Here is a 26,944-nt window from a genome sequence, read left to right as displayed (position 1 = left end):
GAACACCAGTTCGATAATAGATGTCATGTCAGCAGCACCGGTCGTCGAACAGCTCAGCCGGGAGATGGGGATCTCCACGGCTGCGGCTCTGTTCGATCAGATCCCACCCCATCCGGTGGATCCTGTGCTCTCTCCGCTGTTTCGCCGCGGTGGTCTGCCGCGTGGTGAACTCGTCACCGTCAGCGGTGAGCTGTCGTTGAGCTGCGGCTTGGCGACGATCGCTGCGGCGACCCGGGAACAGAAGTGGTGTGCCGGCATCGGACTCGGCGAACCGGCCGTGTCCTCGATTGCCGACCTCGGTGTCGACCTCGACCATTTCGTCAACCTCGCGACCCCCGGTGAGGACTGGCTGCGGGTGGCTTCGATCCTCATCGAATCCTTCGACATCATCCTCGTCGACCCCGGCTTCGCCCCGAGTGCTTCGGAACGGGCTCGGCTCCTGGCGAAGATCCGTGAACGACGGATGAGTCTCATCAGTCTCCGTCCCCTGTCCGGCAGCACGGAGCAGATCGAGATCACCGATACCCGCTGGTCGGGTGCCGAACACGGTCGCGGGCGTCTGCAGTCCTGCCTCGTCCGTGCTCGTTCACAGACGGGAGCCCATCGGTTCTTGCTGCCCGGCCCGTCCGGGACTCCCACGAGCGTCCCCGCGGGGACGCTCGACGTTCCCGCCGAAACCTCCGATGCAGCTGCCGGAGTGTCCACCACCCAGACAGGGACAGGGGATGCGGAGACCGCCGACGATCCTCGCTGGTCGACGATCACACAGCTGCGGCAGGTGATCAGCCATGTCGGATGAGTTCAGCCGCACCCTCGTCCTGACGGTGCCCGACTGGCCGGCCGTGGCCGCAGCGGTCGAACACGGCATCGGACCGGGCCGCCCGGTCGCAGTCCTCCACGGAGGCAAGGTCATCGCCGCCAATGCTCCCGCCCGTGCGGCCGGAATCACCGCCGGCAACAACAGGCGTGCCGTGGGATACCGCTGCCCGGAAGCCCATGTCGCCGTCTGGGATGAAGAGGCAGACAACCGACACTTCAGTGCCGGAGTCGCCGCCCTCGAAGACCTCGTCGCCCGGTTCACTCTGCTCAGCCCGGGAACCTTGGCGATCCCTCTCGATTCGCTCAGACACAGCTGCGCAGACGAAGCCGGCGCTGTCGAAACCCTGGTCTCCGCTCTCGTCGACGACACCGGATGGGAATTCTTCCCCGGAATCGCCGACACCGTCTTCGCCGCCGTCCTCGCCGCAGGTCAAGCGCGTCGGGTCGAGCCCGGGCAGACCGTGGACTTCCTCTCGGCCCAGCCGATCACCACCCTGGAATACGCCGGCACCGAGGCGACCGGGCTGATCGAGGTCTTCCTGCAGTTGGGGCTGCGCACCCTCGGCGACTTCGCTCGCCTTGCGGCCGAAGACGTGAGCGCACGCTTCGGTGCCTTCGGCCGGCATGTGCACGACCTGGCCTCCGGTCGGGAAACGGTCCCGCTTGCCGACCACGTCCGCGGCGAACAGCTCGAAGTCGAACTCGACCTCGATGCCCCGACGACCCGCAGCGACACCCTCGGATTCCTCGCCCGCCAGCTCGGTGCAGATCTGCTGGCCAAGGTGCGCAGGCAGGGGCTGGTCTGCACGCAGATCACGATCGAACTCGATGCCGCAGCCGGTCGATCCTCATCCCGAACCTGGCGGATTGAGGACATGCAGGAGAACTCGATCGCAGACCGACTGAGGTGGCAGGCCGAAGGCTGGCTGGCCGGCGGTGCAGCTCCGCGCGGCGACAGTCGGCAGGAGCCCGACACCGTCGACGATCCGGCCCCCGACGTCGAGGACTTCTCCGAAGACGGCATCATCGCGTTGCGCCTCATCGCCGCCGAATTGACCACCCCGATCGGTGCCACGCGGAGCCTGTTCGACGAGAACACCGGGCAGATCACCCATACCCTCGAACGTCTGCAGGGACTGTTCGGGCCCGATGCCGTCCTGGTCCCCGGCCTCCAAGGCGGGTGGGACCCCGCCGAGACGAACCTGTGGACCCCGTGGCAGCAGGCAGCCGTCCCTGAGCGCAGCCCCTCTGCGCCCTGGCCCGGTGCCCTGCACGCGCCCCGTCCGACGACCGTCGAACGCCTCGCCGTCGACGTGCTCGCAGCCGACGGGACGTCGGTGGAAGCCCGCCCCTCGGGGCTGGAGGCCACACCGGCGACGATCAGATTCCCCACCGGGCAGACCGAGGCCGTCACCGACTACTCGGGCTCCTGGCCCATCGAATCCGGGTGGTGGGATCCCGAACGGGCCGTGTACCGGACCCGACTGCAGGTCGTCACCGATACCGGGCGCGCTCTGCTGCTGAGCAAGGAACACGGCCAGTGGTACCTGACCGGACGCTACTGCTGATCAGGTTCCGGACCACGGTCACTGATGAGAAACCATGGATGAGAGGAGGCCGCGATGGGATTTTCGAACCCGCGCACCCCCTGGTCGAAGCTCGCCCGCCGACTCGAAGGCAAAGACACACCCGGAGTACGCGAGGCCTCCGACTCACGTGCCGCCCCGGGGACGGGAGGAGCGGACGGCGCAACCGACAAACACAGTGCCGACAAACACAGTGTTGACAAACATGCCGACGGCTCCGACGCGCCGGCGTTCTCTCGCCCCGACCGCTACCAGGTCTCCGTCGGACCAGGCGGTTCGGACGGGCGCGGCCGCTACCACGAACCGACAGGCGCCGGCATGGGGAGGGGGACGAACGGCGGTCCGCCGCCGCGACGGACGAACGTGGAGTGGGCGGAGCTGCACGTGCATTCCCAGTTCAGCTTCCTCGACGGGGCGTCCGAACCCGAAGAGCTCGTCGCCGCCGGAGCCGCTGCCGGACTGACCTCTCTGGCGCTGACCGACCACAACGGTCTCTACGGTGCGGTCCGCTTCGCCCATGCCGCCGCCGAAGCGGGGCTGGACACTGTCTTCGGCTCCGAACTGTCCCTCGGGTTGGAAGAGAAGATCCCCGGCCAGACCGATCCCGATGCGAAACACCTGCTCGTCCTCGCTCGCAGCGTCGACGGCTACCACCGACTCTCCCAGGCCATCACCGAGGCGAATCTGCGCGGGGAGAAGAACCGCCCCGTCTTCGACATCGAAGAGCTGGCGGCGATGGACGGCGACTGGATGATCCTCACCGGCTGCCGCAAGGGTCCGCTGCGACAGGCCCTGGGCGATGACGATGGGGGCCTCGGCGCTCTGCGCGAACTCACTGCGCTCTTCGGACCCGATCGGGTCGCCGTCGAACTCAGCCGGGACGGAACCCCGGATGACGACGAAAGGCTGCGCCACCTCGGCGATCTGGCCAAGCGCACGCATCTGCCGATCGTGGCGAGCAACGCCGTCCACTTCGCCACCCGCGCCGGCTGGAAGTCCGCGCAGGTGAGAGCCTCGGTGCGCGCACGACTCTCCTTGGACGAACTGACCGGATGGCTGCCGGCGACGGCGAGCGCCCGCATCCACACGGGAGAGGAGATGGCCGCGAGGTTCCCCCGGCAGGCGTTGGAGAACGCGGTGCGGATCGGGAGGGAATGTTCCTTCGTCCTGTCTGCGGCCCGTCCCGATCTGCCGAAGGCGCCGATGCCCGATGAGGGCGACGGGGAGGCCTATCTGCGCGGTCTCATCGCCGACCGCGGCCGGCACCGCTACGGGACCAGAGCCGAGAACCCGAGAGCGTGGGAGCAGCTGGATCGGGAGATGGACATGATCGCACAGCTGGGTTTCTGCGGATACTTCCTCATCGTCTTCGACATCACCGAATTCTGCCGTCAGATGGGGATCTTCTGCCAGGGGCGGGGCTCGGCGGCGAACTCCGCGGTCTGCTTCGTCCTCGGCATCACCGCCGTCGACGCGGTCAAGCACGAGCTGCTCTTCGACCGGTTCCTGTCCCCGGACCGCAAGGGGTATCCGGACATCGACATCGACATCGAATCGGGCCGCCGCGAGGAGGTCATCCAATACGTCTACGATCATTTCGGCCGAGATCGGGCCGCTCAGGTCGCCAATGTCATCACCTACCGAGCGAAATCGGCGATCCGGGACGCGGCCTTCAGCCTCGGCTACGCTCCCGGACAGCAGGATGCGTTCTCGAAGGCGAGCAACCGGTGGGCGAGCCTGCCCGATGCCGCAGACTCGTCGGTGCCCGCGCCCGTGCTCCGGGTCGCCGGAGACCTGCTCGGCTCACCCCGGCACCTGGGCATCCACTCCGGCGGAATGATCCTCGCCGACCGTGCCATCGGCGAGGTGGTGCCGATCGAGAAGGCCACGATGGGCCACCGCACCGTGGTGCAGTGGGACAAAGACGACTGTGCGGCCATGGAACTGGTGAAGTTCGATCTGCTCGGCCTGGGCATGCTCACCGCCCTGCACGAGATGGTCGGTCTCGTCCACCGCCACACCGGCGTCCTCATCGACCGGGCGGAGATCGACGACACGGATGACGCCGTCTACGAGATGCTGTGCCGCGCCGATGCCGTCGGGGTCTTCCAGGTCGAATCCCGGGCCCAGCTGGCGACCCTGCCTCGGCTGCGACCGAAGACGTTCTACGACCTGGCCGTGCAGGTCGCGCTCATCCGCCCGGGCCCGATCCAGGGCGGCTCCGTTCACCCATACATCCGCAGGCGGCAGAGCCTCGACGAGGTCGAATACCTCCACCCGCTGCTCGAGAAGTCCTTGGCCAAGACCTGCGGAGTGCCGCTGTTCCAAGAGCAGCTCATGCAGATGGCCATCGATGTCGGAGGCTTCACCGGGGCCGACGCCGACCGCCTGCGGCAGGCCATGGGCTCACGCCGGTCGGAGAAGCGGATGGCCGAACTCGCAGAGAAGTTCCGCCTCGGCGCCCTGGAACGTGGGGTCGACGAAGATACCGCCGAGGCGATCTTCGCGACCATCGCCGCCTTCGCGAACTACGGGTTCCCCGAATCGCACGCGATCAGCTTCGCGAACCTCGTCTACCAGTCCGCCTGGTTCAAGCATCACCATCATGCGGCGTTCACTGCCGGACTGCTGCGCAGCCAGCCGATGGGCTTCTACTCACCGCAGTCGCTCATCGCCGATGCCCGCCGACATGGGGTGCCGATCCTGCCCGTCGACATCCGCTGTTCGCAGGCGGCGACCGACCTCGAACGGGTCGGGCTCGGGGACGCGGGGAGCACCGGCACCGAGGCGGCCGCCTCGGCGGGGGAGCTGGGGATCCGTCTGGGACTGGACACGGTCGCACATGTCGGCACCTTCGCCGAGGTGATCGTGGCCGAACGCGAATCCGCTCCCTTCTCCTCGGTGGCGGACCTGGCCGAACGCACAGGAATCGGCAAGCAGGCCCTGGAGTCCTTGGCCACGGCCGGAGCCCTGGCCGGATTCGACCTCGACCGCAGGCAGGCGCTGTGGCTGGCCGGGGGAGTCGCCGGTGCCCACCCGGGGCTGCTGCCGGGGACGGCGACGGTGGACTCGGCACCGGCGCTGCCGACGATGGACGCCTTCGATGTGACCTTGGCCGAGCTCTTCTCCACCGGGATCACCGTCGACGGCTACCCCACACAGATCCTGCGGGAGACGCTGCGCGCCCGCGGGTACTCCTCGACCGCGGATGCCGCACGCGCTGCGGACGGGACCCGGATGACCGTGGCCGCGATCGTCACCCACCGGCAGCGTCCTGCCACCGCCTCGGGGATCACCTTCATCAACCTCGAAGACGAATTCGGAATGCTCAATGTCGTCGCCACGGCCGGACTGATGAAACGCTTCCGCGCGGTCGCGACCTCCCGCAACGTCCTCGTCGTCACCGGTCTCATCCAGCGCGGGGGAGACGTCGTGAGCCTCTACGCACACAAACTCATCCCGCTCGAAGTGCAGCTGCCGACGAAGGCACGGAACTTCCGCTGAGGACAGGGGCCGGCTGATCTGCGCACAGCAAATGCCTGTCGAAATGCGACCGGCGGGAGTCTGTCATCTGTGACGAAAGATGACACGTGATGACACCAACATGACACACAGGCGGACGTGCGTCGAGAAAGTCGATGACAGTAGACAACATCACATCGACCTCAACCGCCGGCACCGCCGTCGCCCTCACAGAGGAGAGACACCATGAGCCAGTCATTCGACACCCGTCAGATCCACGCGGGACAGACACCCGACCCGGCCACCGGATCGCGTGCGCTGCCGATTCACCAGACGACCTCCTTCGTCTTCGACAGCAACGAGACCGCGGCCAACCGCTTCGCCCTCTCCGAGCTCGGTCCGATCTACACCCGCATCACGAACCCGACCACCGAGGTCGTGGAGAACCGCATCGCCGACCTCGAAGGCGGGGTGCACGCCGTGCTCACCGCATCGGGACAGTCCGCAGCCCTGCTGGCGATCACGAACATCGCCGGTGCCGGTGATCACATCGTGGCCAGCTCCAGCCTCTACGGCGGCACGCAGAACCTCTTCAACGTCACCCTGCGCAAGCTCGGCATCGACACCACCTTCGTCGACGTCGACGATCTCGACGAGTGGAAGAACGCCGTGCAGGAGAACACGAAGCTGTTCTTTGCAGAGGTCGTCTCCAACCCCCGCTCCGATGTCCTCGACATCACCGCCGTCGCCGATATCGCCCACGCCGCCGGTGTGCCGCTGTTCACCGACAACACGCTGGCCAGCCCCTACCTCGTGCGTCCGATCGAACACGGCGCCGATGTCGTCCTCCATTCGGCCACGAAGTACCTCGGCGGACACGGCACCTCGATCGCCGGTGTCGTCGTCGACAGCGGAAACTTCGACTACGGCGCACAGCCGGAGAAGTTCCCCGGCTTCAACGAACCCGATGAGTCCTACAACGGTCTCGTCTACGCCCGTGACCTCGGAGCCGACGGCCCCTTCGGCGCCAATGTGTCCTTCGGGCTCAAGGCCCGGGTGCAGGGCCTGCGCGATCTCGGACCGGCGGCCAGCCCGTTCAACGCCTTCCTCATCGCTCAGGGGCTGGAGACGCTGAGCCTGCGCATCGCCCGTCACGTCGAGAACGCTGAGAAGGTCGCCGCCTACCTCGAAGGTCACGACCAGGTCACCCGCGTCGCCTACGCCGGGCTCGCCTCGAGCCCCTGGAGCGAGAAGGCGAAGAAGTACCTGCCCAACGGCGTCGGATCCGTGTTGGCCTTCGACATCGCCGGCGGCTACGACGCAGCTGTGGCCTTCGTCGACGCCCTCGAACTGCACTCACACGTGGCCAACATCGGCGACGTCCGCTCCCTCGTCATCCACCCGGCCTCGACCACGCACTCGCAGCTCGACGACGCGGCTCAGGAAGCGGCCGGAGTCAACCCCGCACTGGTGCGCCTGTCCGTGGGCCTCGAAGGCATCGACGACATCATCGGCGACCTCGACAAGGGCTTCGCAGCAGCAGCGGCGAAGGCGTCGACCGCGGCCTGAGATGACCACCCAGAGCACTTCGGTCGAACGGATCCTGGGCTTCGGCACGGATTCGGGACACACGTTCGGTACGGTTGAGATCGCCTATGAGACCTTCGGCACTCTCAACTCGGATCGGTCCAATGCGATCCTCATCGAACATGCTCTGACCGGCGACACCCGCGTCACCGACTGGTGGGCGGGTGTCGTCGGCCCCGGCGAGGCCGTGGACACGAACGACTACTTCGTGGTGTGCGCGAATTCTCTCGGCGGCTGTTCGGGCACGACCGGTCCGCAGTCGATCTTCGATGACGGGTTGGCCTACGGCTCCCGGTTCCCCCGGGTTTCGATCCGGGACATGGCCAGATTGGAGCACAACCTCGCACAGATCCTCGGCATCGACTCCTGGGCCGCCGTGATCGGCGGATCCATGGGAGGCGCCCGAGCCCTGGAGTTCGCGCTGTTGGACCAGCGGAAGGTGCGCAAATGCGCGATCCTCGCCGCTCCCGCATTCTGCGAAGCCGACCAGATCGCCTGGGCGATGATGCAGGAGCGGGCGATCGAACTCGACCCCGACTACTATTCCGGAGACTATTCGGCCGTCGGTCGGTTTCCGGGACAGGGACTCGGCCTGGCCCGTCAGATCGCGCATCTGACCTACCGCAACGACGCCGAACTCAACGAACGGTTCTCCCGTCGCAGACGATCCGAGGACTACTACGAGGTCACCTCGTACCTCGACCATCAGGCGAAGAAGCTCACCGCCCGGTTCGACCCGCACAGCTACATCGTGCTCACCCGTGCGCTGCGCGACCATGATGTCCGCCACGGCCGCTCGGCCGACCTCGCCACCGCACTGGCCGATGCGTGCCGGGACAACCTCGTCGTCTCCGTGTCCTCGGACCGACTGTTCCCACCCGAACAGGTGGGCATCCTCGCCGAGGCACTGCCGGGCCGGGTCAGACACGATGTCATCGACTCGGCCGTCGGCCACGACGGGTTCCTCACCGAAACCGAACAGATCTCTGCGACACTCGCAGAGTTCCTCGCTGCCTGAAGCTCACGGAACTTCCGCAAGCAGACAGAACCGCCGCAAGCAGGCAGCACTGCTGAGAGCAGGCAGCACAAAGCCCCCGCAGACCGTTCGCTGCGGGGGCTTTGTGCTGCCGGTCGGATGCGCACACTCCGATGAGCGTGCGCATCAGAGACCGGTGATCACTTCGCGGCCTGCTTGGCTTTCTTCGCGGCCTTGCGCAGCTGCTTCTCGTCGACGGGGAAGTCCTCACGAGCGCGGGCCCGACGGTAGTAGTCGGCGGCCTCGGCCTGGCGTTCGGCTTCGACTCCCGTGGAGATCGTCGCACGACGATGGATGTCGTCGTAGCCGAATGCCTCGACGAGATCGAGGGCATTGGCAGCGAGCTTCGCGCACAGACGCCCCATCGTCTCGTTGATCTGGCGGGCACGCGACATCGGCAGACGACCGTACATGAGATGCCAGGCCATGTGCTTCTCGATGAGTCCGAGACCGTAGGTGTCGCGCAGACGACGGAAGACCTTCCCCTGCTCGGGATCGGTCTGCTCCTTCATCTTCTCGTCCAGGGCCTTCCACTTCTCGAGCTCGACATAGGCGCGCGCCATCTCGATGAGCTCGTGCTGGTGGACGTTGAACAGCTCCGCGGCCTTGTCTGCCGGCATCTTCGTCGCCGGACGCAGCGCCTGGGCGACACCGGCGACCATGACCTCGAGGCGGGTCTCGAGCAGAGTGCGCTGCAGGCGTCCCGAACGGATCCGCTTGTCGCCGAGGTTCGGGGTGAAGGCATCGGAGATCGCTCGTCCCGCATTGGCCAGGCCCGTCCGGTAGAGCGTGTGCTCGGCGGCCTGGGTGCCGATGTAGCGGGCAGCGCCGCCGACGTCGAGGTGCGCGAATTCCTTCGCATAATCGCCGAGGAGGCGCTTGGCCACCAGCTGCAGCAGCACGGTGTTGTCGCCTTCGAAGGTGACATAGACGTCGAGGTCCGCCCGTAGGCCCACCAGTCGGTTCTCGGCCATGAAACCGGCACCGCCGCAGGCTTCGCGGCATTCCTGGATGACGTCGAGTGCCATCCATGTCGAGTCCGCCTTGAACGCGGCCGCGCGGGTTTCGAGCAGTGCGCGGTTCTCCTCGGAGTCATCGGCTCCGGAGAAGACCTCTTCGAACGAGGTCAGCAGCTTGTCGTGGGCGAACGACGAGGCGTAGACGGCGGCCAGGGCCGGCATCAGACGGCGCTGGTGCTCTCCGTAGTCCAAGAGGGTGGTTTCGGCGAAGTCGTCGCCGGCGGTGAACTGCTTGCGTTCGAGTCCGTAGCTCACGGCGATGTCGAGGGCGAGCTTGGAGGCGACGATCGAGGCACCGTCGAGGGAGACACGACCCTGGACGAGGGTGCCGAGCATCGTGAAGAAACGACGCCCCGGCGACTCGATGGGGGAGGAGTAGGTGCCCTCGGCGGTGACGTCGCCGTAGCGGTTGAGGAGGTTCTTCCGCGGGATCCGCACGGAGTCGAAGGCGATGCGGCCGTTGTCGACTCCCTTGAGCCCGCCCTTGTAGCCGTCGTCCTCGAGTGAGATGCCCGGCAGCGGTTCACCGGCATCGTCGCGCACGGGCACGAAGAAGGCGTGCACTCCATGGTTGACACCCTGGGTGACGAGCTGGGCGAAGACGACGGCGGCGCGCGCATCGCGGGCGGCGTTGCCGATGTATTCCTTCGTCGCGGCTCGGAACGGAGTGACGATGACGAACTCTTCGCTCGCGGGATCGTAGGTGGCAGTCGTGGCGACGTTGGCGACGTCGGAGCCGTGTCCGATCTCGGTCATGGCGAATGAGCCCAGCAGCCGACCGCTCTGCGCATCGAGCAGCCACTTCTCATGCTGTTCGGCGTCGCCGAGGTGGAGGATCGCCCCGCCGAAGAGCCCGAACTGGACACCGGCCTTGATCTGCAGGCTGGGATTCGCCGTGACCGTCTCCTCGAACCCGGAGACGTTGGTGGCGTGTTCGTTCTTTCCGCCCATCTCCGGGGGCAGGCCAGTCATCGGCAGTCCGGTCTCGGCCATCATGGCGACGCCGTCGAGCGTTTTCGCGCGAGCGGTCTCGAGGTCATCGGCCGGATCGTCGTAGATCGTCGGCTCCTGGGCCAGGGTGCGGCCGCGCTGGCGAGCCTCGGCCCACTGCCCGTCGAGCACGGTGTTGATGGCCTGCGGGTCAAGAGACAGCTTCATAGTTCTTCTCCTCGGTGTTCGGGCAGGGATGCCCAAAGCCAATCGGTGATGGTTGTGGTGAATTCTTCGGGCCGGTCGGGGTCGGACAGCCACGTCTCGGTCGCCGCACGGACGAAGCCGATCGCCCCCGCTGACCACAGCTGGGCTCGTTCGCCGTCGATGGCGAGGCGTTCGGCCAAGAGTGCGGCGATCGAATTGAAGAAGCCCCCGGTCTCTTCCGGGGCGAAACGATTCACCGCGGTGTCGCAGAACCGGTAGATGTTCGGCGATTCTCCGGCGAGGTTGACGAAGGCGCGGATCATCGCCGCCAACGCCTCATACCCGGTGGTGGATTCGTCCACCCGCACCGAAGCGGCCGCCGCGTCATCGAGAGACCGGACGATGAGACCCATCGCCCATTCCCCCATCGCGGCCTGGAGGCCCGCCCGGTCCGTGAAGTATCGGTAGAGCACGGATTTCGTGGTCCCCGAATGTTCCGAGATCTGGTCCATCGACAGTTCGTCGCCGTACTCGTCGACGACGAGACGGACCGCTCGCAGCAGTTCGCGACGGCGCTCATCGCGGTGCTTCTGCCACCTCGTCGAGCGACCGTCTGTGATCGATTTCATGTAACAGACGGTATCAGGTACTGTCGGTAACAGCTAAATCAACCATTCGGAGGTGCACATGTCCGCTCCCACTCAACGCGCCGTCATCCTCGGCGGCAATCGCATTCCCTTCGCGCGCTCGAACAAGCAGTACGCGAAGGCCACGAACCTCGATATGCTCACCTCGGCCATCGACGGGCTCGTCGCCCGCTTCGGGCTGGCCGGGGAGAACATCGGAGAGGTCGCCGGAGGCGCAGTCCTCAAGCATTCGAAGGATTTCAACCTCACTCGTGAGGCCGTCCTCGGTTCTGCGCTGGCCCCGACGACCCCGGCATTCGACCTCGGCCAGGCCTGCGCCACCGGCCTGGAAGCCGTCGTCAGCCTTAACAACAAGATCAACGCCGGCCAGATCGAATCAGGCATCGCCTCGGGCGTGGACTCGGCCTCCGATGCCCCGATCGTCATCAACGATTCGATGCGCGAGATCCTGCTCGAGCTCACCCGGGCGAAGACGATGGTGCAGAAGGCGAAGATCGCTTCGCAGATCCGCCCCGCCTATCTCGCGCCCCAGGCGCCGAGTACGGGCGAGCCGCGCACCGGACTGAGCATGGGTGAGCACCAGGCGAAGACCACCGCCGAATGGGCCATCACGCGCCGGGCCCAGGACGAACTCGCCGTGGCTTCGCACCGGAACCTCGCCGCCGCGTGGAACGACGGGTTCTTCGACGACCTCACCACTCCGTATCTCGGGGTCAGCCGCGACACGAACATGCGCGCGGACTCGACCATGGAGTCTCTGGCGAAGCTCAACCCCGTCTTCGGCAAGAAGCTGCCCACCGAGGCGACGATGACCGCCGGCAACTCGACCCCGCTGACCGACGGCGCCTCCTCGGTGCTGCTGGGCAGCGAGGACTGGGCCGACGAGCACGGCTTCACCCCGCTGGCACGCCTCGTCGACGCCGAGGCCGCGGCAGTCGACTTCGTCGACGGCGCCGAGGGCCTGCTCATGGCTCCGGCCTATGCGGTCCCGCGCCTGCTGGCTCGCAATGGACTGACGTTCGATGACTTCGATGTCTTCGAGATCCACGAAGCCTTCGCCTCGACTGTGCTTTCGCACCTGGCGGCCTGGGAGTCCGAGGAGTTCTGCACGGAGAAGGCCGGACTCGACAAGGCGTTGGGCCCCATCGATCGTGACAAGCTCAACCCGCTGGGTTCGAGCCTGGCTGCCGGTCACCCCTTCGCTGCCACCGGCGGACGGATCATCGCCAGCACCGCCAAGCACCTGAAGACCACCGGAAAGAAGCGTTCCCTGGTGTCGATCTGCGCCGCAGGCGGTCAGGGACTCACCGCGATTGTGGAGGCAGTATGAAAGACACGTATCTCTCCCTCGTCAACGGACCGCTCAAGCAGGTCGCGAAGACCCTCGGACTGCCGCAGCCGGTCGAACTCAACCGCTTCGGCTCGACCCCGGCCAGCTACACGAACAAGCCGGTCCTCGTCCTCGGCACCGGAGCCGGCGCACAGAACCTCGCCGATCTCCTGCTGGAGAACGGCTTCGAGGTGCGCCGGAACGCGCAGACCGGTGAGAAGCTGCGGGCGATCATCGCCGTGCTCGACGATGCCCAGTCTCCGGCCGAACTCTCACCTGTCGTCCTCGAGGTCGGTGCGGCCCTGCGATCGCTGACGACCTGCGGTCGCGTGATCACGATCTCGACTGCCTCGGACCCAGCGAACCAGACACCCGAACAGGCCGCCACCACACAGGGCCTCACCGGCTTCACCCGTTCGGTCGCCCACGAGATGCGCGCCGGGGCCACCGCCAACGGCATCCTCCTCGACGGCGTCGACCTCACCGCACCCTCGGTGGCCGCGGCCCTGTGGTTCCTGCTCTCGGGCAAGTCCGCCTATGTGTCCGGGCAGTTCCTCACCGTGTCCTCCGGGGGCGGTGAGCGCCTCGACTTCACCACGTTCATGTCCACCGGGGCCAAGGGCCCGCTGGCCGGGCGCACCGCCGTGGTCACGGGGGCGGCTCGCGGCATCGGTGCGGCGATCGCCCGCAATCTCGCCCGCGACGGCGCCTATGTCATCGGCGTCGACATGCCGCAGGCCGGTCAGGCACTGGCACAGGTGACGAATGAGATCGGGGGCAAGTCACTCCAGCTCGACATCACCGCCGGTGATGCGGCGGAGAAGATCGCCGAGGCGGTCGCGGCTCCCGTCGACATCCTCGTCCACAACGCGGGCATCACCCGCGACAAGATGCTCGCGAACATGGACGCCGGCAAATGGGACTCGGTCATCGCGGTCAACATCGCCGCGCAGACGATGATCAACGCCCACCTCGCCGAGAAGGGCCTCTTCGCCGAGGGCGCCCAGGTCGTGTCCCTGGCCTCGACCTCGGGCATCGCCGGCAACCGCGGACAGACGAACTATGCGACCTCGAAGGCCGGTGTCATCGGACTCACGGCCGCCTCGGCGCAGGACTTCGCTTCCCGTGGCGGGGCGATCAATGCGGTCGCGCCCGGGTTCATCGAAACGGATATGACCGCGAAGATGCCGACGCTGACCCGTCAGGTCGCCCGCCGGCTCTCCAGCCTTCAGCAGGGCGGTCAGCCGGTCGACGTCGCCGAGGCGATCAGCTTCCTCGCCTCGGCCGGCGCCCGCGGCATCAACGGTGAGACCCTGCGCGTGTGCGGACAGAACATGGTGGGTGCATGATGGCGGACTCGATGCTCCCCGTCTACGCCCGCGCAGTGCTCAAGACCCTGCCCGTGGGCTCGCGGACCAGCCCCGAGCTGCCGCAGCGGTCGATCGACCGCAGCGTACCGCTCGAACCGGTCGCCTACGCCGGTTTCGCCCATGTCGTGGAGCAGAGGCTCTACGACGTCGTCCACCCCGGCTACATGCACGTGCTCGGCTTCCCGCTGAGCATGCAGCTGCTGTCCGATCCCGAAGTGCCGCTGCCGATGTTGGGGATGGTCCACATCCACAACCGGGTGGACGTGCTCTCTCCGGCCCGCCTCGGCGAGGTCGTCGACTTCCATGTCGAACTCGCCGGGCCGTTCGAGCACGCGAAGGGCACGACGATCGAGGTCCACGTCACCGCGCAGGTCGAGGGCCGTCCCGTGATGGATGAGGTCTCGACCTATCTCGCCAAGGGTAAGAAGCTGCCCGGTGCCCGGGCGCGAGCCCAGGTCCCGCATGCGGAGTTCACCGCCCCGCAGCCCAGCGCGCTGTGGCGGCTGGACCCGATCATCGGACAGCGCTACGCGCAGGTCTCCGGCGACTTCAACCCCATCCACCTCAATGGTCTGGCGGCGAAGGGCTTCGGGTTCTCGCGACAGATCGCCCACGGCATGTACACGGCCTCCCGGGCACTGTCGGCGATGGACCCGCGACTGGAGTCCTACCGCTGGGACGTGTCCTTCGCGAAGCCGATCCTGTTGCCGGGAACCGCCGGGTATGCGCTCACCGACGGACGGCGTCACGGGGCCTCGAGGTCGGCGGTCTTCGACCCGAAATCGGGCAAACCTCACGTGCTCACGCAGGTGGCACACCTCGAAGGATGAACCAAGAAGTGGAGTGCGTCACAAATGCCGATTTCGATTTTGCGACACCGTTTCGCGCATGTAGAGTTATCTCTGTTGCCAGCGCGAGTGGCGGAATTGGTAGACGCGCTAGCTTGAGGTGCTAGTGCCCAACTTATCGGGCGTGGGGGTTCAAGTCCCCCTTCGCGCACAACGAGGAGATGGCCTCCGGATTTCGATCCGGAGGCCATTTTCGTCTTCCCGTCCGGACACGCCGAAACTGGCCAGGAATCGACCGTCCGAGCTGCCGCAGGTGGGATACGGTGGAAGATGTCCGCGGGATCACAGCACCGACGCGTGATCCGCCCTTCACCGACGGGAGCCCTCGTGTTTGATTTCAGCGCCGCCGAGGCGGAGGTCACCGAACTGTGCCGCCAGCTCATCCGCATCGACACCCAGAATTGGGGCGGCAACAGAGCCAACCCGGAGCTTCCTGCCGCCGAACTCATCGCCTCCTGGTTCGCCGAGGTCGACCTGAAGTCCGAAATCGTCGAAGCCTCACCGGGTCGGGCCAATCTCGTCGCCCGGGTCTCGGGCTCTGACCCGAACGCACCGGCGCTCGTCGTGCACGGCCACACCGATGTCGTGCCTGCTGCTGCCGAGGATTGGAGCGTGGACCCCTTCGAAGGCATCATCAAGGACGGACTGCTGTGGGGCAGGGGTGCGGTCGACATGAAGGACATGGATGCGATGATCATCGCCTCCGTTCGAGCCATGCTCACTCAGGGTCTGCGCCCCCGCCGAGATCTCATCATCGCCTTCTTCGCTGATGAGGAAGCCGGCGGGAACTACGGTGCCCGCCACATGGTGCGCAACCGTCCCGAGCTCTTCTCCGGCGCGACCGAGGCGATCTCCGAGGTCGGCGGCTACTCCGTCGACATCCGCGGGCAGCGCGTGTACCTCATCCAGACCGCAGAGAAGGGCCTGGCCTGGCTCAACCTCATCGCCCACGGCACTGCCGGGCACGGCTCCCAGCGCAACGACGACAACCCGGTCACCCGGCTGGCTGCGGCGATCTCGCGCATCGGCAGCCATCCCTGGCCGCAGGAGATCCCCCTGGCCACCCGCAAGCTCCTCGAAGGGGTCTCGGACCTGACCGGGATCGAATTCCGGTCCGAGACGATTCCGCAGCTGCTGGCCGAACTCGGTTCGGTCGAGAAGTTCGTCGCCCCGACCCTGCAGAACACCTCGAATCCCTCGTTCCTCGAAGCCGGCTACAAGCACAACGTCATTCCCGGCACGGCGACGGGCTATGTCGACTGCCGCACGCTGCCCGGTCAGCACGAAGACGTCATGCTGACCATCAAGGAGCTGGCGGGGGAGGGGATCGACATCTCCGCTGAGGACGAAGGCGAAGCACTCGAGTCCCCCTTCGACACCCCGCTCGTGGCGCAGATGGAGGCGAGCCTGCTCGCCGATGACCCGACGGCGAAGGTGCTGCCGTACACGCTCTCCGGAGGCACGGACAACAAGTCCATGGCCGAACTCGGCATCACCGGCTACGGTTTCGCCCCGCTGCAGCTGAGCGGTGACCTCGATTTCCCCGCGATGTTCCACGGTGTCGATGAGCGAGTGCCGATCTCCGCGCTCAAGTTCGGGACCCGGGTGCTCGGGGACTTCCTGATGAAGGCATGACGGTGACGGCGATCCCGGCGAGCACACCGGCGGCGCTGAGCACCGTCGTCGCGTTGACCACCGAACCGGGGATCGGCAGCAGCACATCGAGCAGCAGGGCACCGACAAGGTTGCCGAAGAGCGCGAACAGGCTCAGCAGCACGCCCAGACGAGCCACGGTCACCGTGGTCAATGCGATGAACACGACTCCGAAGGCCCCGCCGAGGAGGATCCACCACTGACTCGGTGCAGTCGGGAACCCGGCCCACGGCACGCCCGCGACCAAGAGCGCCGCCGTGCCGAGGAGGAGCGCCGCGAGGCCGACGGTGAAATTCACCGTGGTGGCCACGACCGCGGATTCGGTGGCGGCGCGGATGCGGCCGTTGAAGGCCTGCTGCACGCTCGTCAGCGCGCCGGAGACGAACGGCAGCAGCGGCGCCCACAGGGGGATGCCCGTCTGCAGCCGCTCACCGGCACCGACGACCAGAGAGCCGAGGACGATGAGCACCCCGAGCACGCGCAGCACATTGAGCCGTTGGCGACCTGCCGGCGGAAGATCGGTGGAGTCGACGATGAGCCCGCCGGTGACCTGCCCGGAGACGAAGGCCATCGTGAACATCGCCACGCCCATCAGCGGCACCGTCGTGGCCTGAGCGATGACGACGAGCCCGCCGCTCAGCCCGCCCAGCACCACCCAGCCGGGCAGGGAGCGATCGCGCAGCATGTCCAGCAGCCGCACCGCCGCGGTTCGGGACCGCGCGGAGACGGCCAGGGTGGTCCCGACGACGAGGAGTCCGACGACGAACGAGATGAGAGCGGCGAAGACCGCATGCCCGAGCACTTCACCGAGCAGACCGTTCGCACGACCCTGCAGGGCCATGGCCGCACCCGCGCCGATCGTGACGAGTCCCGCGGTGAGGACGGGAACGAGGGAAGACGACCGCAAACGATCAGCTGCTCAGAGTCAGCGGCATGATCTTGCGGCGCAGCCAGACGGTGCGGACGCCGCCGACGGAGATCCGAGTCCGAGCGAGCTCCCATTTGCCGTATTCCGCCTCGTCGTTGAGCTCCTGCAGGCTGACCGACCGCGGCACATCCTTGGAGAACGAAACCTTGCGGAATTCGTAAGTCATACGTGGACGCTGACGTTTCATAGGCCCACCCTAGACGATCTGGGCTAATGTGGATGCCATGCCCGTCATCGTTCTTCTGCGGCACGGCCTCTCCAGCGCCAACGTCTCCGGAATCCTGGCCGGACGAGCCGCCGGTGTGTCCCTGACCGACGAGGGCGTGGGCGCGCTCGAAGCGAACCTGCGACTGCTGCCGAACCGTCGCTTCGCCCGTCTCATCCATTCTCCCCTGCGCCGCTGCGTGCAGACCGCCGAGATCGCCCGGCAGGCGGCCGAGATCGAACACTCCGCCGAGGACGAAGCCGTCATCGAACTCGACTACGGCGACTGGACGGGACGCAGGCTCAAGGAGCTCGCATCCGAACCACTGTGGGCGACGGTGCTCGACCGCGCCTCGCTGGCCCGGTTTCCGGGAGGGGAATCCATCGCCGAGGCGGCCGACCGGTCCGTCGCCCGTGTCCACGCGCTCGTCGCCGAGCTCAGAGACGCCGAGGCGGACAGAGACGCGGAGACGAAGGAAAAGCCCCTGTGGGGGATGATCGTCTCCCACGGAGACATCATCAAATCGATCATCGCCGATGCCTTGGGCATGCCGCTCGATGACTTCCAACGTCTGAGCGTGGCGCCGGGCTCATTCACCGTCATCGACTATTCGGGGACGAGACCGGTGCTGGCCGCGATGTCGGTGACCGCTGCCGGTCTCGGGCAGTCGGGGGCCGTCGGTGGGGGCGGAATGCGCTGATCCCGGCATTCTCACTCGAATACCGGGATCAGGAACGTGCGGAGCGGAAAGCTCAGGTCGGGGCTGAGGTCCGCCCGCGACCGGAGCCGGCAGGCGGCTCAGACAGCGGCGAGGACGCCGGTGCCGAGCAGAACGTAGAGCACGATGCCCAACGCCACGCGGTACCAGACGAAGATCGCGAAGGACTTCGTCTTCACATAGCCGAGGAACCAGTGGATGACGAAGAGGCCGAGGACGAAGGAGATGAGGGTCGCCAACATCGTCGGACCCCAGCCGAGCACCATGTCATCGGCGCGTCCGAGCGTCTGTGCGACTCCATAGAATCCCGAGCCGAGAACCGCGGGGATCGCGAGCAGGAACGAATACCGAGCGGCGGCGGGACGGTCGAAGCCCATGAACCGACCCGCCATGATCGTGCCGCCCGAACGCGACACGCCGGGGATGACGGCCAGGGCCTGAGCGAAGCCGAAGAGGATGCCCTGACCCCAGGTCATGTCTTCGAGCGTGCGCTCCCGCTTCCCGGCCCAGTCGGTGATGCCGATGATGATGCCGAAGACGATGAGCATCGTCGCGGTGATCCACAGGCTGCGCAGCGCGCCTTCGATGTGGTCCTGGAACAGCAGGCCGATGACGACGATGGGGATCGAACCGACGATGATGAGCCAGCCCAGCCGCACCTCGGGGTCCTTGCGATCGTGCCTGCCGACGAGAGCTTTGCACCATTTCGAGATGATCGTGACGATGTCGCGCCAGAAATAGACGACGACGGCCGCCTCGGTGCCGATCTGGATGATGGCGGTGAAGAAGGCGCCGGGATCGTCGCCCGGCAGCATGAGTTCGCCGACGATGCGCACATGCGCCGAGGACGAGATCGGGAGGAACTCGGTGAGTGCCTGCACGATTCCGAGCACGGCAGCGACCAGCCAGTCGTACATACGACTCCTTGAGAATATGGGGTGGGAACGAAACCACGGTAGTCGCCGGATCGGGTAACCTCAAGAAGCATGAAGCACCAACGCCTCGGCACCACCGGTCTGGACGTCAGCGATGTGGGTCTCGGGACCTTCGAATGGGGCCACCGGGTCGATGACCGGACCGCTCAGCGTCTCGTCGACGACTACAGGGATGCTGGTGGGAACCTCCTCGAGCTGCCCAGCTCTGCCACAATCGCGGCCTCGGTGCTCGGGCAGCTGAGACTTCCCGAAGAGATGCTGCTCATGGCCCGGGTGGGCGTGTCCCTGAGCGAGCCCGACCATATCGAGGTGGGACTCGGGCGGGCCCGGATCCTGTCCCAGGTCGATGCCCTGCTGCACACGACGGGTCGCAGTCATCTCGACGTCCTCGTCCTCGACGTCTTCGATGCCGACGTCGATCGGGCCGAGACCGCCTCGGCGATCGATACGCTGCTCACACTGGGCAAGATCCGCTATGTCGGCGTCTCCCACCACAGCGGGTGGCAGCTGGCGGAGATGCGCGGGGCAGGGATCCCCATCGCCTGCGCCGTCGCCGAATACTCTCTGCTCAATCGCGATGCCGAGGACGACCTCATCCCTGCCGCGGACTATGCCGGAGTCTCACTCATCGCCGGTGCCGGGCTGGGACGCGGAGTGCTCACCGACAAATATCGCTCGGCGACACCGCAGGATTCGCGGCTGGCCGGTGAGCTCAGCGACTATGTGGGTGCCTATCTCGATGACCGATCGAATCGGGTGCTCGCCGGAGTGCGGAAAGCCGCGACCGCCTTGGGCGTGTCGACGACCGATATCGCTCTGGCCTTCAACCGGCACCGCGGGATCGCCTGCTCGCTGGTCTCACCGAGGACTCCGGCACAGCTGGCCGAGGTCACCGGCGGCGAGGTCGAGCTGGCCGAAGAGATCGCCGAGGTGCTCGACCAGATCTCCTGACGGCTGACAGCGCTGAGAACGGAGCTCAGTCGTCCTCGTCGTCTTCTTCGTCGAGGATGAATCCCTCATCGTCCTTCGCATCTTCGACGTCATCGAAGAGTTCGAAGGGGGTCACCTCGTCGAACGCGGTGTAGATCGCATCTTCGTAGATTTCGAAGGCGTCGGCCAAAGCCATATAAGCGGCTTCGACTCGGGGGTCTTGGTCACCGTTTCGGTGTGCGGATGCAGCGTAGTGCTCTCTCACTGCTTCGAGGAATGCGTCCAGGGCCTCACGAGGATCAGTGCTCATGACTCAAATGTATCCCAGGCCGGAGTCACATGTAAGTGTTTGAACTAGGCTGAAGACATGGCAGCTCTCTACGACCACCCCACACCGGACCGTTTCGTCGTCGGCACGATCGGACTGCCGGGGGAGAGGACCTTCCTCCTCCAGGCGAAGTCCGGGACCGTGCTGACGACCGTCGTCGTGGAGAAGGAACAGGTGGAGATCCTCGCCGACCGGATCACCGAGCTGCTCGACATGGTCATGACCAAGGACCCGGCCGCGCGAGTGCCGCAGACGGCCCTCGACGACCGCATCGACAACGCCGGACTGAATGTGCCCATCGAACCGGAGTTCCGTGTCGGCACCATGAGCCTCGGCTGGGACACGGTCAAACACGAACTCGTCGTCGAATGCTTCGAACTCACCGAGGCGGACGCCCAGGCCGGAACGTCCGCCGACCCCGATGACGACGAAGTCGACCGCGAGGTCCTGCGCGTCGTCCTCGACGCGGCGGCCGCTCGGGAGTTCTCCCGCCGCGGCGAACAGGTCGTCGGCGCAGGACGCGGCGACTGCCCGTTCTGCTCCCTCCCGCTCGAGCCCGAAGGCCACCTGTGCCCACGCGCCAACGGGATCCCGCGCGCCTGAAGTGATGGACAACAGCTTTCTCCTCGAGGCTCTGAGCGCGGGGGAGTGGACGGAGATGGGCTCGATTCCGCGGGCCAGCAATGACACCCGCCTGCTCGTGATCGAACACTCGGACCGGGCGGTCAAGGCCGTGTACAAACCGATCTCCGGGGAACGCCCGCTGCTCGACTTCCCCTCGGGGACACTGGCGCTGCGGGAAGTCGCGTCCTATCGGCTCAGCTCAGCCCTCGGACTCGACGTCGTCCCGCCGACGGTGCTGCGCGAGGACCTGCCCGCCGGTCGCGGCTCTCTGCAGGCCTACGTCGAAGCCACCGATGATGACGAGGCCGTGAGCCTGTCAGCGGTGCAGGCGATCCCGGCCGACCACACTCCGATCTTCGCGCTGCGCACCGAGGACGGCCGCGACCTCGTCCTCTCCCATGCGGTCAACGAGGGCCTGCGCGCCGTCGCCTTCTTCGACCTGCTCGCCAACAACGCTGACCGAAAGGCCGGCCATGTCATCACCGGTTCGACCCTGCCGAGCACCGATGCGCACGACATCGGCGTCTTCGGCATCGACAACGGGCTGACGTTCCATGCCGATGAGAAGCTGCGCACCGTGCTGTGGGGCTTCTCCCGCACATCGTTCCGAGCCGAGGAGATCGACGCCCTCGAGGAGATCGTCGACATGGACCCGGTCCTCAACGACGCGCTCTGCGACTGTCTTTCGCCCCAGGAGGTGCAGGCTCTGCGCGAGCGGGCCGAGACTCTCCTCACAGGTGAGTTCTTCCCCGAAGCCCCCGAGGACCGCACCGTCATCCCCTGGCCGCCGATCTGAGTCCGGCATCCGGTTGCGAGCATCACTGGGAATCGGAGTGCCGAACGCCTGCGTCTCGGTTAGGCTGGTCTGCGTGAAGTCATGGCCCGAACCACAACTGCCCCGTCTGACCAGCACCGGGAAGGTGCCCACGGTCTTCGACACGAGCTCCCGCAGCCCGCGCCGCCTGCGCGGTCGCGAGCAGACCGCTCGTCTCTACGTCTGCGGCATCACCCCCTACGATGCGACGCATCTCGGTCACGCGGCCACCTATGTGGCCTTCGACCTGCTCAACCGCATCTGGCGTGATGCCGGACTCGACGTCGTCTACGTCCAGAACACCACCGACGTCGACGATCCGCTGCTGGAGAGGGCCGACGCCACCGGGGTCGACTGGCGCGAACTCGCCTCCTCCCAGATCCAGCTCTACCGTGAGGACATGGAGGCCCTGCGGGTGATCCCGCCGCGGAGCTTCATCGGCGTCGTCGAAACCGTCCCCGAGATCACCGCGGCCGTGGAGGACCTCGTCGCCAAGGGCGCGGCCTACACGCTCGACAACGGTGACGTCTACTACCGGGTGTCGACCCCGATCACCCCGCCTTTCGGCACCGTCAGCCATGACGACGAGAAGACGATGGCCGTGCTCTCGGCCGAACGCGGCGGTGACCCGGACACCGTGGGCAAAGAGAACCCGATCGACCCGCTGCTGTGGCGCGCCGAGCGTGAAGGCGAACCGTCGTGGGACGGCGGGGCACTGGGCCGCGGCCGGCCCGGCTGGCACGTCGAATGCACCGTCATCGTCGACAAGTACGCGGGCCTGCCCGTCGACGTGCAGGGCGGCGGGAACGACCTCATCTTCCCGCACCACGAGATGAGCGCGGCCCACGCCGCAGCCTGGCGCGACACCCCGATGGCCAAGACCTACATGCACACCGGCATGGTCGGACTCGACGGCGAGAAGATGAGCAAATCGAAGGGCAACCTCGTGCTCGTCTCACAGCTGCGCGAACGCGGAGTCGACCCGATGGTCATCCGCACCGTGATCCTGTCCAACCACTACCGCAGCGATTGGAGCTTCACCGAAGAGCAGCTCGAGACCGCAGCGGCACGGCTGGAGGCGTGGCGGCATGCGGCGAAGTGCGAATCCGAATGCCGGGAAGGACTGCGCGGACACATCATCGGTCTGCTCCGCGAAGCGCTCACCGACGACCTCGACAGCCCCCGTGCCCTCGGGATCCTCGACGAATGGGCCGAACACTACGCAGACACCGAGCCCTCGATCACCGCTGCGCTCAGCGGTGACCGGGTCGCCGACGCCGTCGATGCGCTGCTGGGCATCCGTCTGCTCGACTGACTCTGCGCCCTACTTCTCGCGGCCGCGTTTGCGCAGATAGCGTTCGAACTCGGCCGCGATGGCGTCTCCGCTGGCCTCAGGCAGATCGGCGGAGTCGATAGCCTCCTCGAGAGCGCGGACGAGTTCGGCCAGTTGCGGATTCAGCGACACGAGCTCATCGGCGCCCAGCTCCCATGCGCGGCTCTCCTCCTCGAGCACATGGATATCGATCTCCACGCCCGCATAGTGTTCGACGGCCTTGGCCAGCGCCAGTTCCGCCTTCGGCGACGGAGAATCGGCAAGGTAGTCCGGCACCCCGACCCACAGATTGATCGCGCGCAGACTCCGCCACCGGCAGGCCACGGCGAGGAGGCCGAGGATGCCGATGGGACCTTCATAGCCGTTGGCATCGATGCCGATCTCGGCCGCCAGCGTTCGGTCCTCGGTGTTCGCCACGACCGGCAGCGGTCGGGTGTGCGGCACCTCCGCATGGAGCCCGCCGAGGAGGACGACCGAATCGTCCCGACCGATCTGACCGAGGATGAGGGAGAGGAACTCCCGCCACTTCAGTCCCGGTTCGTGACCGTGGATGACGGTGATCGGCAGTTCGCCGAGGCGGCCGCGATGCACCGCGATCCCCGGCCAGGCGATCGATGCGGTTCCCTCCTCGTCGCGGAGGATCTCCGGCTCGGAGAAGCGGAATTCGTAGAACCCGTCGGTGTCGAGGATCTGCGAGTCGTTCAGCTGCCAGACCTCGACGAGATCCTTGGCCAGGGAACTCGCGGCTTCGGAGGCATCGGCATCCTGACCTTCGAAGGCGATGAAGACGAGTGCCCCGGACCCGGATGGAAGAAAGCTCATGGTTCAAGACTACGCTGGGCGTATGACGAATTCTGCCGCCGCCGAGCCCGCCGCTGTCCTGTGGGATATGGACGGAACCCTTGTCGATACGGAACCGTACTGGATCCGAGCCGAAACAGAACTGATGAACGCTCATGGGCTTCCCTGGTCAGAAGAGCAGGGGCTCGAATTCGTCGGCAACGAACTGACCACCTCGGCGTCGATGATGCAGGAGGCCGGTCTCGATCTACCGGTGAACGAGATCGTCGACACCCTCATGGGCGCGGTGATCGACCAGATCCGCACCTCCGTCCCGTTCCGGCCCGGCGCACTGGAGCTGCTCGCCGAGCTCAGGGCCGAGCGGATCCCCAGCGTCATGGTCACAATGTCCTACCGTCGGCTCGCCGAGGCGGTCATCGCCAGCTGCCCGCCCGACAGCTTCGCCGGACTCATCTCCGGTGACGAAGTCTCCGCGGGCAAACCCGACCCGGAGCCCTACCTCCGCGGGGCGGCCCTGCTGGGCCTCGACCCGGCAGAGTGTGTCGCTCTCGAGGATTCGAAGCCCGGTCTGGCCAGCGCGGAGGCGGCTGGAACCATCGCCGTGGGCATCCCGCATTTCATCGATCTGGAAGCGCGGCCGGGCCGGATCCTGTGGGACGGCCTCGAAGGCCGCACCGTCGAGGATCTGCGTCGGCTGCGCCACCACAGTCGGGTCTGAACTCCCCCAATCGTCCTAGGCCCCGACGATGTTCGTGATCTCCGGCGTCGGCGGGGCGGTGTTGCCCCAGGCCGGGCACAGCGGTTTGAAGGAGCACCAGTTGCACAGGGGAGACTTCTTCGGCCGCCACCGGTCCGACTCCGCCGAAGCGATGATGTCCTTCCAGATGGCGTCGATCTCGAATTCGGTCTGTTCGATCTCGTTCATCGTCGGATGCGACTTCAGCACGCTGCGCGAACCGAGATACATCAGCTGCAGAGTGTGGACGAGATCTCCGGAGAGTCGGTAGACGACGAGGGCGTAGAAGCCCATCTGGAACCGCGCCTCCCGTCCGTACTGCGGCTTCGGCTGCTTGCCGGTCTTATAGTCGACCAACCTGGTCTCACCGCCGGGGGCGACATCGACCCGGTCGATGAACCCGCGCAGTTCGAGTCCGTTGTCGAGCTTCGTGCGGACGAACTTCTCCGTCTCCTCGGGTTCGAGGTGCTCGGGATACTCGAGGACGAAATAGGAGTCGATGAGGCGACGTGCAGATGTGAAGAACGTCTCCTTCTCCGCTTCGGCGGTGAAGATCTCGAGCACGGTCGGGTCCTTCTCCACGAGTTCGCTCCAGGCGGGCATGAGCATCGACTGGGCGAGTTCGGCCGTGCGTTCTGCGGCGGGAGCGGTGAACAGCTTCTCGAGCACCGAATGGACAACGGTGCCGCGGAATGCCGCCTGAGACGGCGGCTCCGGCAGCCTGTCGATGCTGCGGAAGCGGAACTTCAGGGGACACTGGATGAAGTCGTTGGCCCGGGAGGGCGACAGACTGGTGAGCTCGGCCATATCACCACTGTAACGACCTGGGCGGACACGACGTGGCGACCAGCGGTGAGCGCTGAGTCGCTGTTAGGCTGAGTTACCGACCCTCAGTGGTCCGCTGACCACGACATCGACCGGAGGAATCCCTTCAATGGCCGCGAAAAACCACCAGCCCGGTGCGTCATCGGGTCTGCGTCTGGGCACGGTCCTCGGCGCACCGGTGATCCTGGCGTGGTCGTGGTTCCTCGCCGCCATCGTCATCACGATACTCTTCACCCCCTGGCTCAACCAGGTGCGGCCGGATCTGGGCATCGGCGCATGGTTTGTGGCCTTCGCCTACGCGGTGCTCCTCTTCGCCTCGGTGTTCCTCCACGAACTCGCCCACGGTGTGGCCGGTCAGTTCTACGGGCAGAAGGTCGCCGCCATCGAGCTGAACATCTGGGGCGGCTTCACCCGCTTCGAACCCCAGATGGACAATCCGCGCGACAAGGCCGCGATGACGAGCTTCGTCATCTCCATCGTCGGCCCCATCGTCAACATCGTCCTCGCGCTGCTGGGATGGTGGTGCCTGAGCGCCGTGAGTCCCACCTCGGTGCCGTGGCTGCTGCTCATCGCGGTCACCTTCGCCAATGTCGCCTTGGGAGCGATCAACCTGCTGCCGGGCATTCCGCTCGACGGCGGCTGGGCGCTGCAGGCGATCATGTGGCGCATCACCGGGTCCCAGTACCTGGGCACGATCGTGGCCAGCTGGGTCGGGCGCATCATCGCCGTCGGATTCATCGGCTGGTCGGTCATCACTCCGCTGCTGGCCGGCGATCGACCCGACCCGCTCACCGTGGCCTGGATGTCGCTCATCGCGATCATGCTGTGGTTCTCCGCCGGGGATGCTGCGACCCACGCCAAACGCGCCAGGAAGATGGAGACCTACGATCTCTCCCAGGTCATCCAACCGGCCATCGCGGCCACCTGGGATGCCGACCTCGCCGACACCCTCGACTACGCGAACACGCTCGGCAACGCGAAGGAGCGCACCCTCATCGTCGTCCTCGACCAGAACGGGCTGCCGTACGGTCTCGTCGATCGGCACGCCGCAGCCGGCCGCCTCGCCGAGACCCTCGACGCCGTGCCCGCCGGTGAGGTCGCCCGGCCCCTCGTCGGCTGGATCGGTGTGCCCAAGGACATCACCGCCCCGCATCTGCTCGAATCGCTCACCCACCGCCCCAAGGCGCAGTTCAGCCTCGTCATGGACGGTAACACGCTGGTCGGAGTCATCGATCTGCAGGAATTCTTCGACGAACTTCTCGCAGCCTGAGCC

General features: G+C 66.4%; 24 protein-coding genes and 1 tRNA gene. 17 read left to right on the top strand and 8 right to left on the bottom strand.

Annotated elements, in window-relative coordinates; genetic code table 11:
• Nucleotides 1-25: 25 nt before the first annotated feature.
• The 5 genes from EB836_RS12635 (at nucleotide 26) to EB836_RS12615 (ending at nucleotide 8,472) form a co-directional block, all read left to right on the top strand.
• Nucleotides 26-799 carry a DNA recombination/repair protein RecA gene (locus tag EB836_RS12635; RefSeq protein WP_240689951.1) on the top strand — a complete coding sequence of 258 codons (774 nt, stop codon included), beginning with the start codon at nucleotides 26-28 and terminating at the stop codon, nucleotides 797-799.
• The gene (locus tag EB836_RS12630; protein WP_135540931.1) at nucleotides 789-2,387 is read left to right on the top strand and encodes a DNA polymerase Y family protein; all 1,599 of its coding nucleotides are present in this window, start codon (nucleotides 789-791) and stop codon (nucleotides 2,385-2,387) included. Before EB836_RS12635 ends, EB836_RS12630 begins: the two co-directional genes overlap by 11 nt.
• A 54-nt stretch (nucleotides 2,388-2,441) precedes the next feature.
• Complete coding sequence (locus EB836_RS12625; protein WP_135540929.1) at nucleotides 2,442-5,909, top strand: error-prone DNA polymerase; 3,468 nt, start codon at nucleotides 2,442-2,444, stop codon at nucleotides 5,907-5,909.
• 204 nt (nucleotides 5,910-6,113) lie between these two features.
• Nucleotides 6,114-7,436, top strand: a complete 1,323-nt coding sequence (locus EB836_RS12620; protein ID WP_135540927.1) for a PLP-dependent transferase — start codon at nucleotides 6,114-6,116, stop codon at nucleotides 7,434-7,436.
• 1 nt (nucleotide 7,437) lies between these two features.
• On the top strand, nucleotides 7,438-8,472 hold the full coding sequence (locus tag EB836_RS12615) for a homoserine O-acetyltransferase (RefSeq protein ID WP_135540925.1): 1,035 nt from the start codon (nucleotides 7,438-7,440) through the stop codon (nucleotides 8,470-8,472).
• Between the two features lie 158 nt (nucleotides 8,473-8,630).
• Here EB836_RS12615 and EB836_RS12610 read toward each other — a convergent pair whose 3' ends face one another.
• Both EB836_RS12610 and EB836_RS12605 read right to left on the bottom strand, forming a co-directional pair.
• A complete protein-coding gene (locus EB836_RS12610; RefSeq protein WP_135540923.1) occupies nucleotides 8,631-10,667 on the bottom strand; it encodes an acyl-CoA dehydrogenase in 2,037 nt (678 codons plus the stop codon).
• Nucleotides 10,664-11,275, bottom strand: a complete 612-nt coding sequence (locus EB836_RS12605) for a TetR family transcriptional regulator (protein ID WP_135540921.1) — start codon at nucleotides 11,273-11,275, stop codon at nucleotides 10,664-10,666. Before EB836_RS12605 ends, EB836_RS12610 begins: the two co-directional genes overlap by 4 nt.
• Nucleotides 11,276-11,333: 58 nt before the next feature.
• Between EB836_RS12605 and EB836_RS12600 the strand changes: the two genes are divergently transcribed.
• The 5 genes from EB836_RS12600 to EB836_RS12580 all read left to right on the top strand — a co-directional run bounded on the left by EB836_RS12600 (nucleotide 11,334) and on the right by EB836_RS12580 (nucleotide 16,476).
• Nucleotides 11,334-12,623, top strand: coding sequence for an acetyl-CoA C-acetyltransferase (locus EB836_RS12600; RefSeq protein WP_135540919.1), 1,290 nt, complete (start codon nucleotides 11,334-11,336; stop codon nucleotides 12,621-12,623).
• Nucleotides 12,620-13,972, top strand: coding sequence for a 3-oxoacyl-ACP reductase (locus tag EB836_RS12595; RefSeq protein WP_135540917.1), 1,353 nt, complete (start codon nucleotides 12,620-12,622; stop codon nucleotides 13,970-13,972). Before EB836_RS12600 ends, EB836_RS12595 begins: the two co-directional genes overlap by 4 nt.
• Nucleotides 13,969-14,823 (top strand): MaoC/PaaZ C-terminal domain-containing protein, encoded by an 855-nt coding sequence (locus EB836_RS12590; protein ID WP_135540915.1) that lies wholly within the window; start codon nucleotides 13,969-13,971, stop codon nucleotides 14,821-14,823. The genes EB836_RS12595 and EB836_RS12590 overlap by 4 nt, the downstream gene beginning before the upstream one ends.
• An 81-nt stretch (nucleotides 14,824-14,904) precedes the next feature.
• Nucleotides 14,905-14,992, top strand: a tRNA-Leu gene (locus EB836_RS12585).
• 176 nt (nucleotides 14,993-15,168) lie between these two features.
• Nucleotides 15,169-16,476 carry a M20/M25/M40 family metallo-hydrolase gene (locus EB836_RS12580; protein WP_240689949.1) on the top strand — a complete coding sequence of 436 codons (1,308 nt, stop codon included), beginning with the start codon at nucleotides 15,169-15,171 and terminating at the stop codon, nucleotides 16,474-16,476.
• Here EB836_RS12580 and EB836_RS12575 read toward each other — a convergent pair.
• Nucleotides 16,430-17,401, bottom strand: a complete 972-nt coding sequence (locus tag EB836_RS12575) for a DMT family transporter (RefSeq protein WP_135540911.1) — start codon at nucleotides 17,399-17,401, stop codon at nucleotides 16,430-16,432. The genes EB836_RS12580 and EB836_RS12575 overlap by 47 nt on opposite strands.
• Before the next feature lie 4 nt (nucleotides 17,402-17,405).
• Nucleotides 17,406-17,588 carry a DUF5703 family protein gene (locus tag EB836_RS12570; protein ID WP_135540909.1) on the bottom strand — a complete coding sequence of 61 codons (183 nt, stop codon included), beginning with the start codon at nucleotides 17,586-17,588 and terminating at the stop codon, nucleotides 17,406-17,408.
• A gap of 58 nt (nucleotides 17,589-17,646) precedes the next feature.
• On the opposite strand from EB836_RS12570, the gene EB836_RS12565 reads away from it, so the two are divergent.
• A complete protein-coding gene (locus tag EB836_RS12565) occupies nucleotides 17,647-18,327 on the top strand; it encodes a histidine phosphatase family protein (RefSeq protein ID WP_135540907.1) in 681 nt (226 codons plus the stop codon).
• A gap of 98 nt (nucleotides 18,328-18,425) precedes the next feature.
• Here EB836_RS12565 and EB836_RS12560 read toward each other — a convergent pair whose 3' ends face one another.
• Complete coding sequence (locus tag EB836_RS12560) at nucleotides 18,426-19,262, bottom strand: undecaprenyl-diphosphate phosphatase (protein WP_135540905.1); 837 nt, start codon at nucleotides 19,260-19,262, stop codon at nucleotides 18,426-18,428.
• Between the two features lie 69 nt (nucleotides 19,263-19,331).
• Between EB836_RS12560 and EB836_RS12555 the strand changes: the two genes are divergently transcribed.
• Complete coding sequence (locus EB836_RS12555) at nucleotides 19,332-20,231, top strand: aldo/keto reductase (protein WP_135540903.1); 900 nt, start codon at nucleotides 19,332-19,334, stop codon at nucleotides 20,229-20,231.
• Between the two features lie 25 nt (nucleotides 20,232-20,256).
• Here the strand turns inward: EB836_RS12555 and EB836_RS12550 are convergent, their stop codons facing one another.
• Complete coding sequence (locus EB836_RS12550) at nucleotides 20,257-20,520, bottom strand: hypothetical protein (RefSeq protein WP_135540901.1); 264 nt, start codon at nucleotides 20,518-20,520, stop codon at nucleotides 20,257-20,259.
• Between the two features lie 57 nt (nucleotides 20,521-20,577).
• On the opposite strand from EB836_RS12550, the gene EB836_RS12545 reads away from it, so the two are divergent.
• From EB836_RS12545 to mshC, 3 genes are all read left to right on the top strand, one after another.
• Complete coding sequence (locus EB836_RS12545; RefSeq protein WP_135540899.1) at nucleotides 20,578-21,141, top strand: DUF3090 domain-containing protein; 564 nt, start codon at nucleotides 20,578-20,580, stop codon at nucleotides 21,139-21,141.
• Nucleotides 21,142-21,145: 4 nt separating this feature from the next.
• Nucleotides 21,146-21,958, top strand: coding sequence for an SCO1664 family protein (locus EB836_RS12540; protein ID WP_135540898.1), 813 nt, complete (start codon nucleotides 21,146-21,148; stop codon nucleotides 21,956-21,958).
• A 73-nt stretch (nucleotides 21,959-22,031) separates the two neighbouring features.
• Nucleotides 22,032-23,291 carry a cysteine--1-D-myo-inosityl 2-amino-2-deoxy-alpha-D-glucopyranoside ligase gene (gene mshC, locus EB836_RS12535; RefSeq protein ID WP_135540896.1) on the top strand — a complete coding sequence of 420 codons (1,260 nt, stop codon included), beginning with the start codon at nucleotides 22,032-22,034 and terminating at the stop codon, nucleotides 23,289-23,291.
• Nucleotides 23,292-23,300: 9 nt separating this feature from the next.
• Here the strand turns inward: mshC and EB836_RS12530 are convergent, their stop codons facing one another.
• A complete protein-coding gene (locus EB836_RS12530; protein WP_135540894.1) occupies nucleotides 23,301-24,131 on the bottom strand; it encodes a PAC2 family protein in 831 nt (276 codons plus the stop codon).
• A gap of 22 nt (nucleotides 24,132-24,153) precedes the next feature.
• Here EB836_RS12530 and EB836_RS12525 point away from each other — a divergent pair, with 22 nt between their 5' ends.
• Nucleotides 24,154-24,828 (top strand): HAD family phosphatase, encoded by a 675-nt coding sequence (locus EB836_RS12525; protein ID WP_135540892.1) that lies wholly within the window; start codon nucleotides 24,154-24,156, stop codon nucleotides 24,826-24,828.
• Nucleotides 24,829-24,843: 15 nt separating this feature from the next.
• Here EB836_RS12525 and EB836_RS12520 read toward each other — a convergent pair whose 3' ends face one another.
• A complete protein-coding gene (locus tag EB836_RS12520) occupies nucleotides 24,844-25,653 on the bottom strand; it encodes a PD-(D/E)XK nuclease family protein (protein ID WP_135540890.1) in 810 nt (269 codons plus the stop codon).
• 127 nt (nucleotides 25,654-25,780) lie between these two features.
• On the opposite strand from EB836_RS12520, the gene EB836_RS12515 reads away from it, so the two are divergent.
• Complete coding sequence (locus tag EB836_RS12515; RefSeq protein ID WP_135540888.1) at nucleotides 25,781-26,941, top strand: site-2 protease family protein; 1,161 nt, start codon at nucleotides 25,781-25,783, stop codon at nucleotides 26,939-26,941.
• Nucleotides 26,942-26,944: the final 3 nt, after the last annotated feature.

This window comes from Brevibacterium sp. S111, from assembly GCF_004745075.1.
Taxonomy (GTDB): Bacteria; Actinomycetota; Actinomycetes; order Actinomycetales; family Brevibacteriaceae; genus Brevibacterium.
The sequence above is the reverse complement of the archived record's forward strand: the minus strand, read 5'-3'. Positions and strand labels throughout refer to the sequence as shown.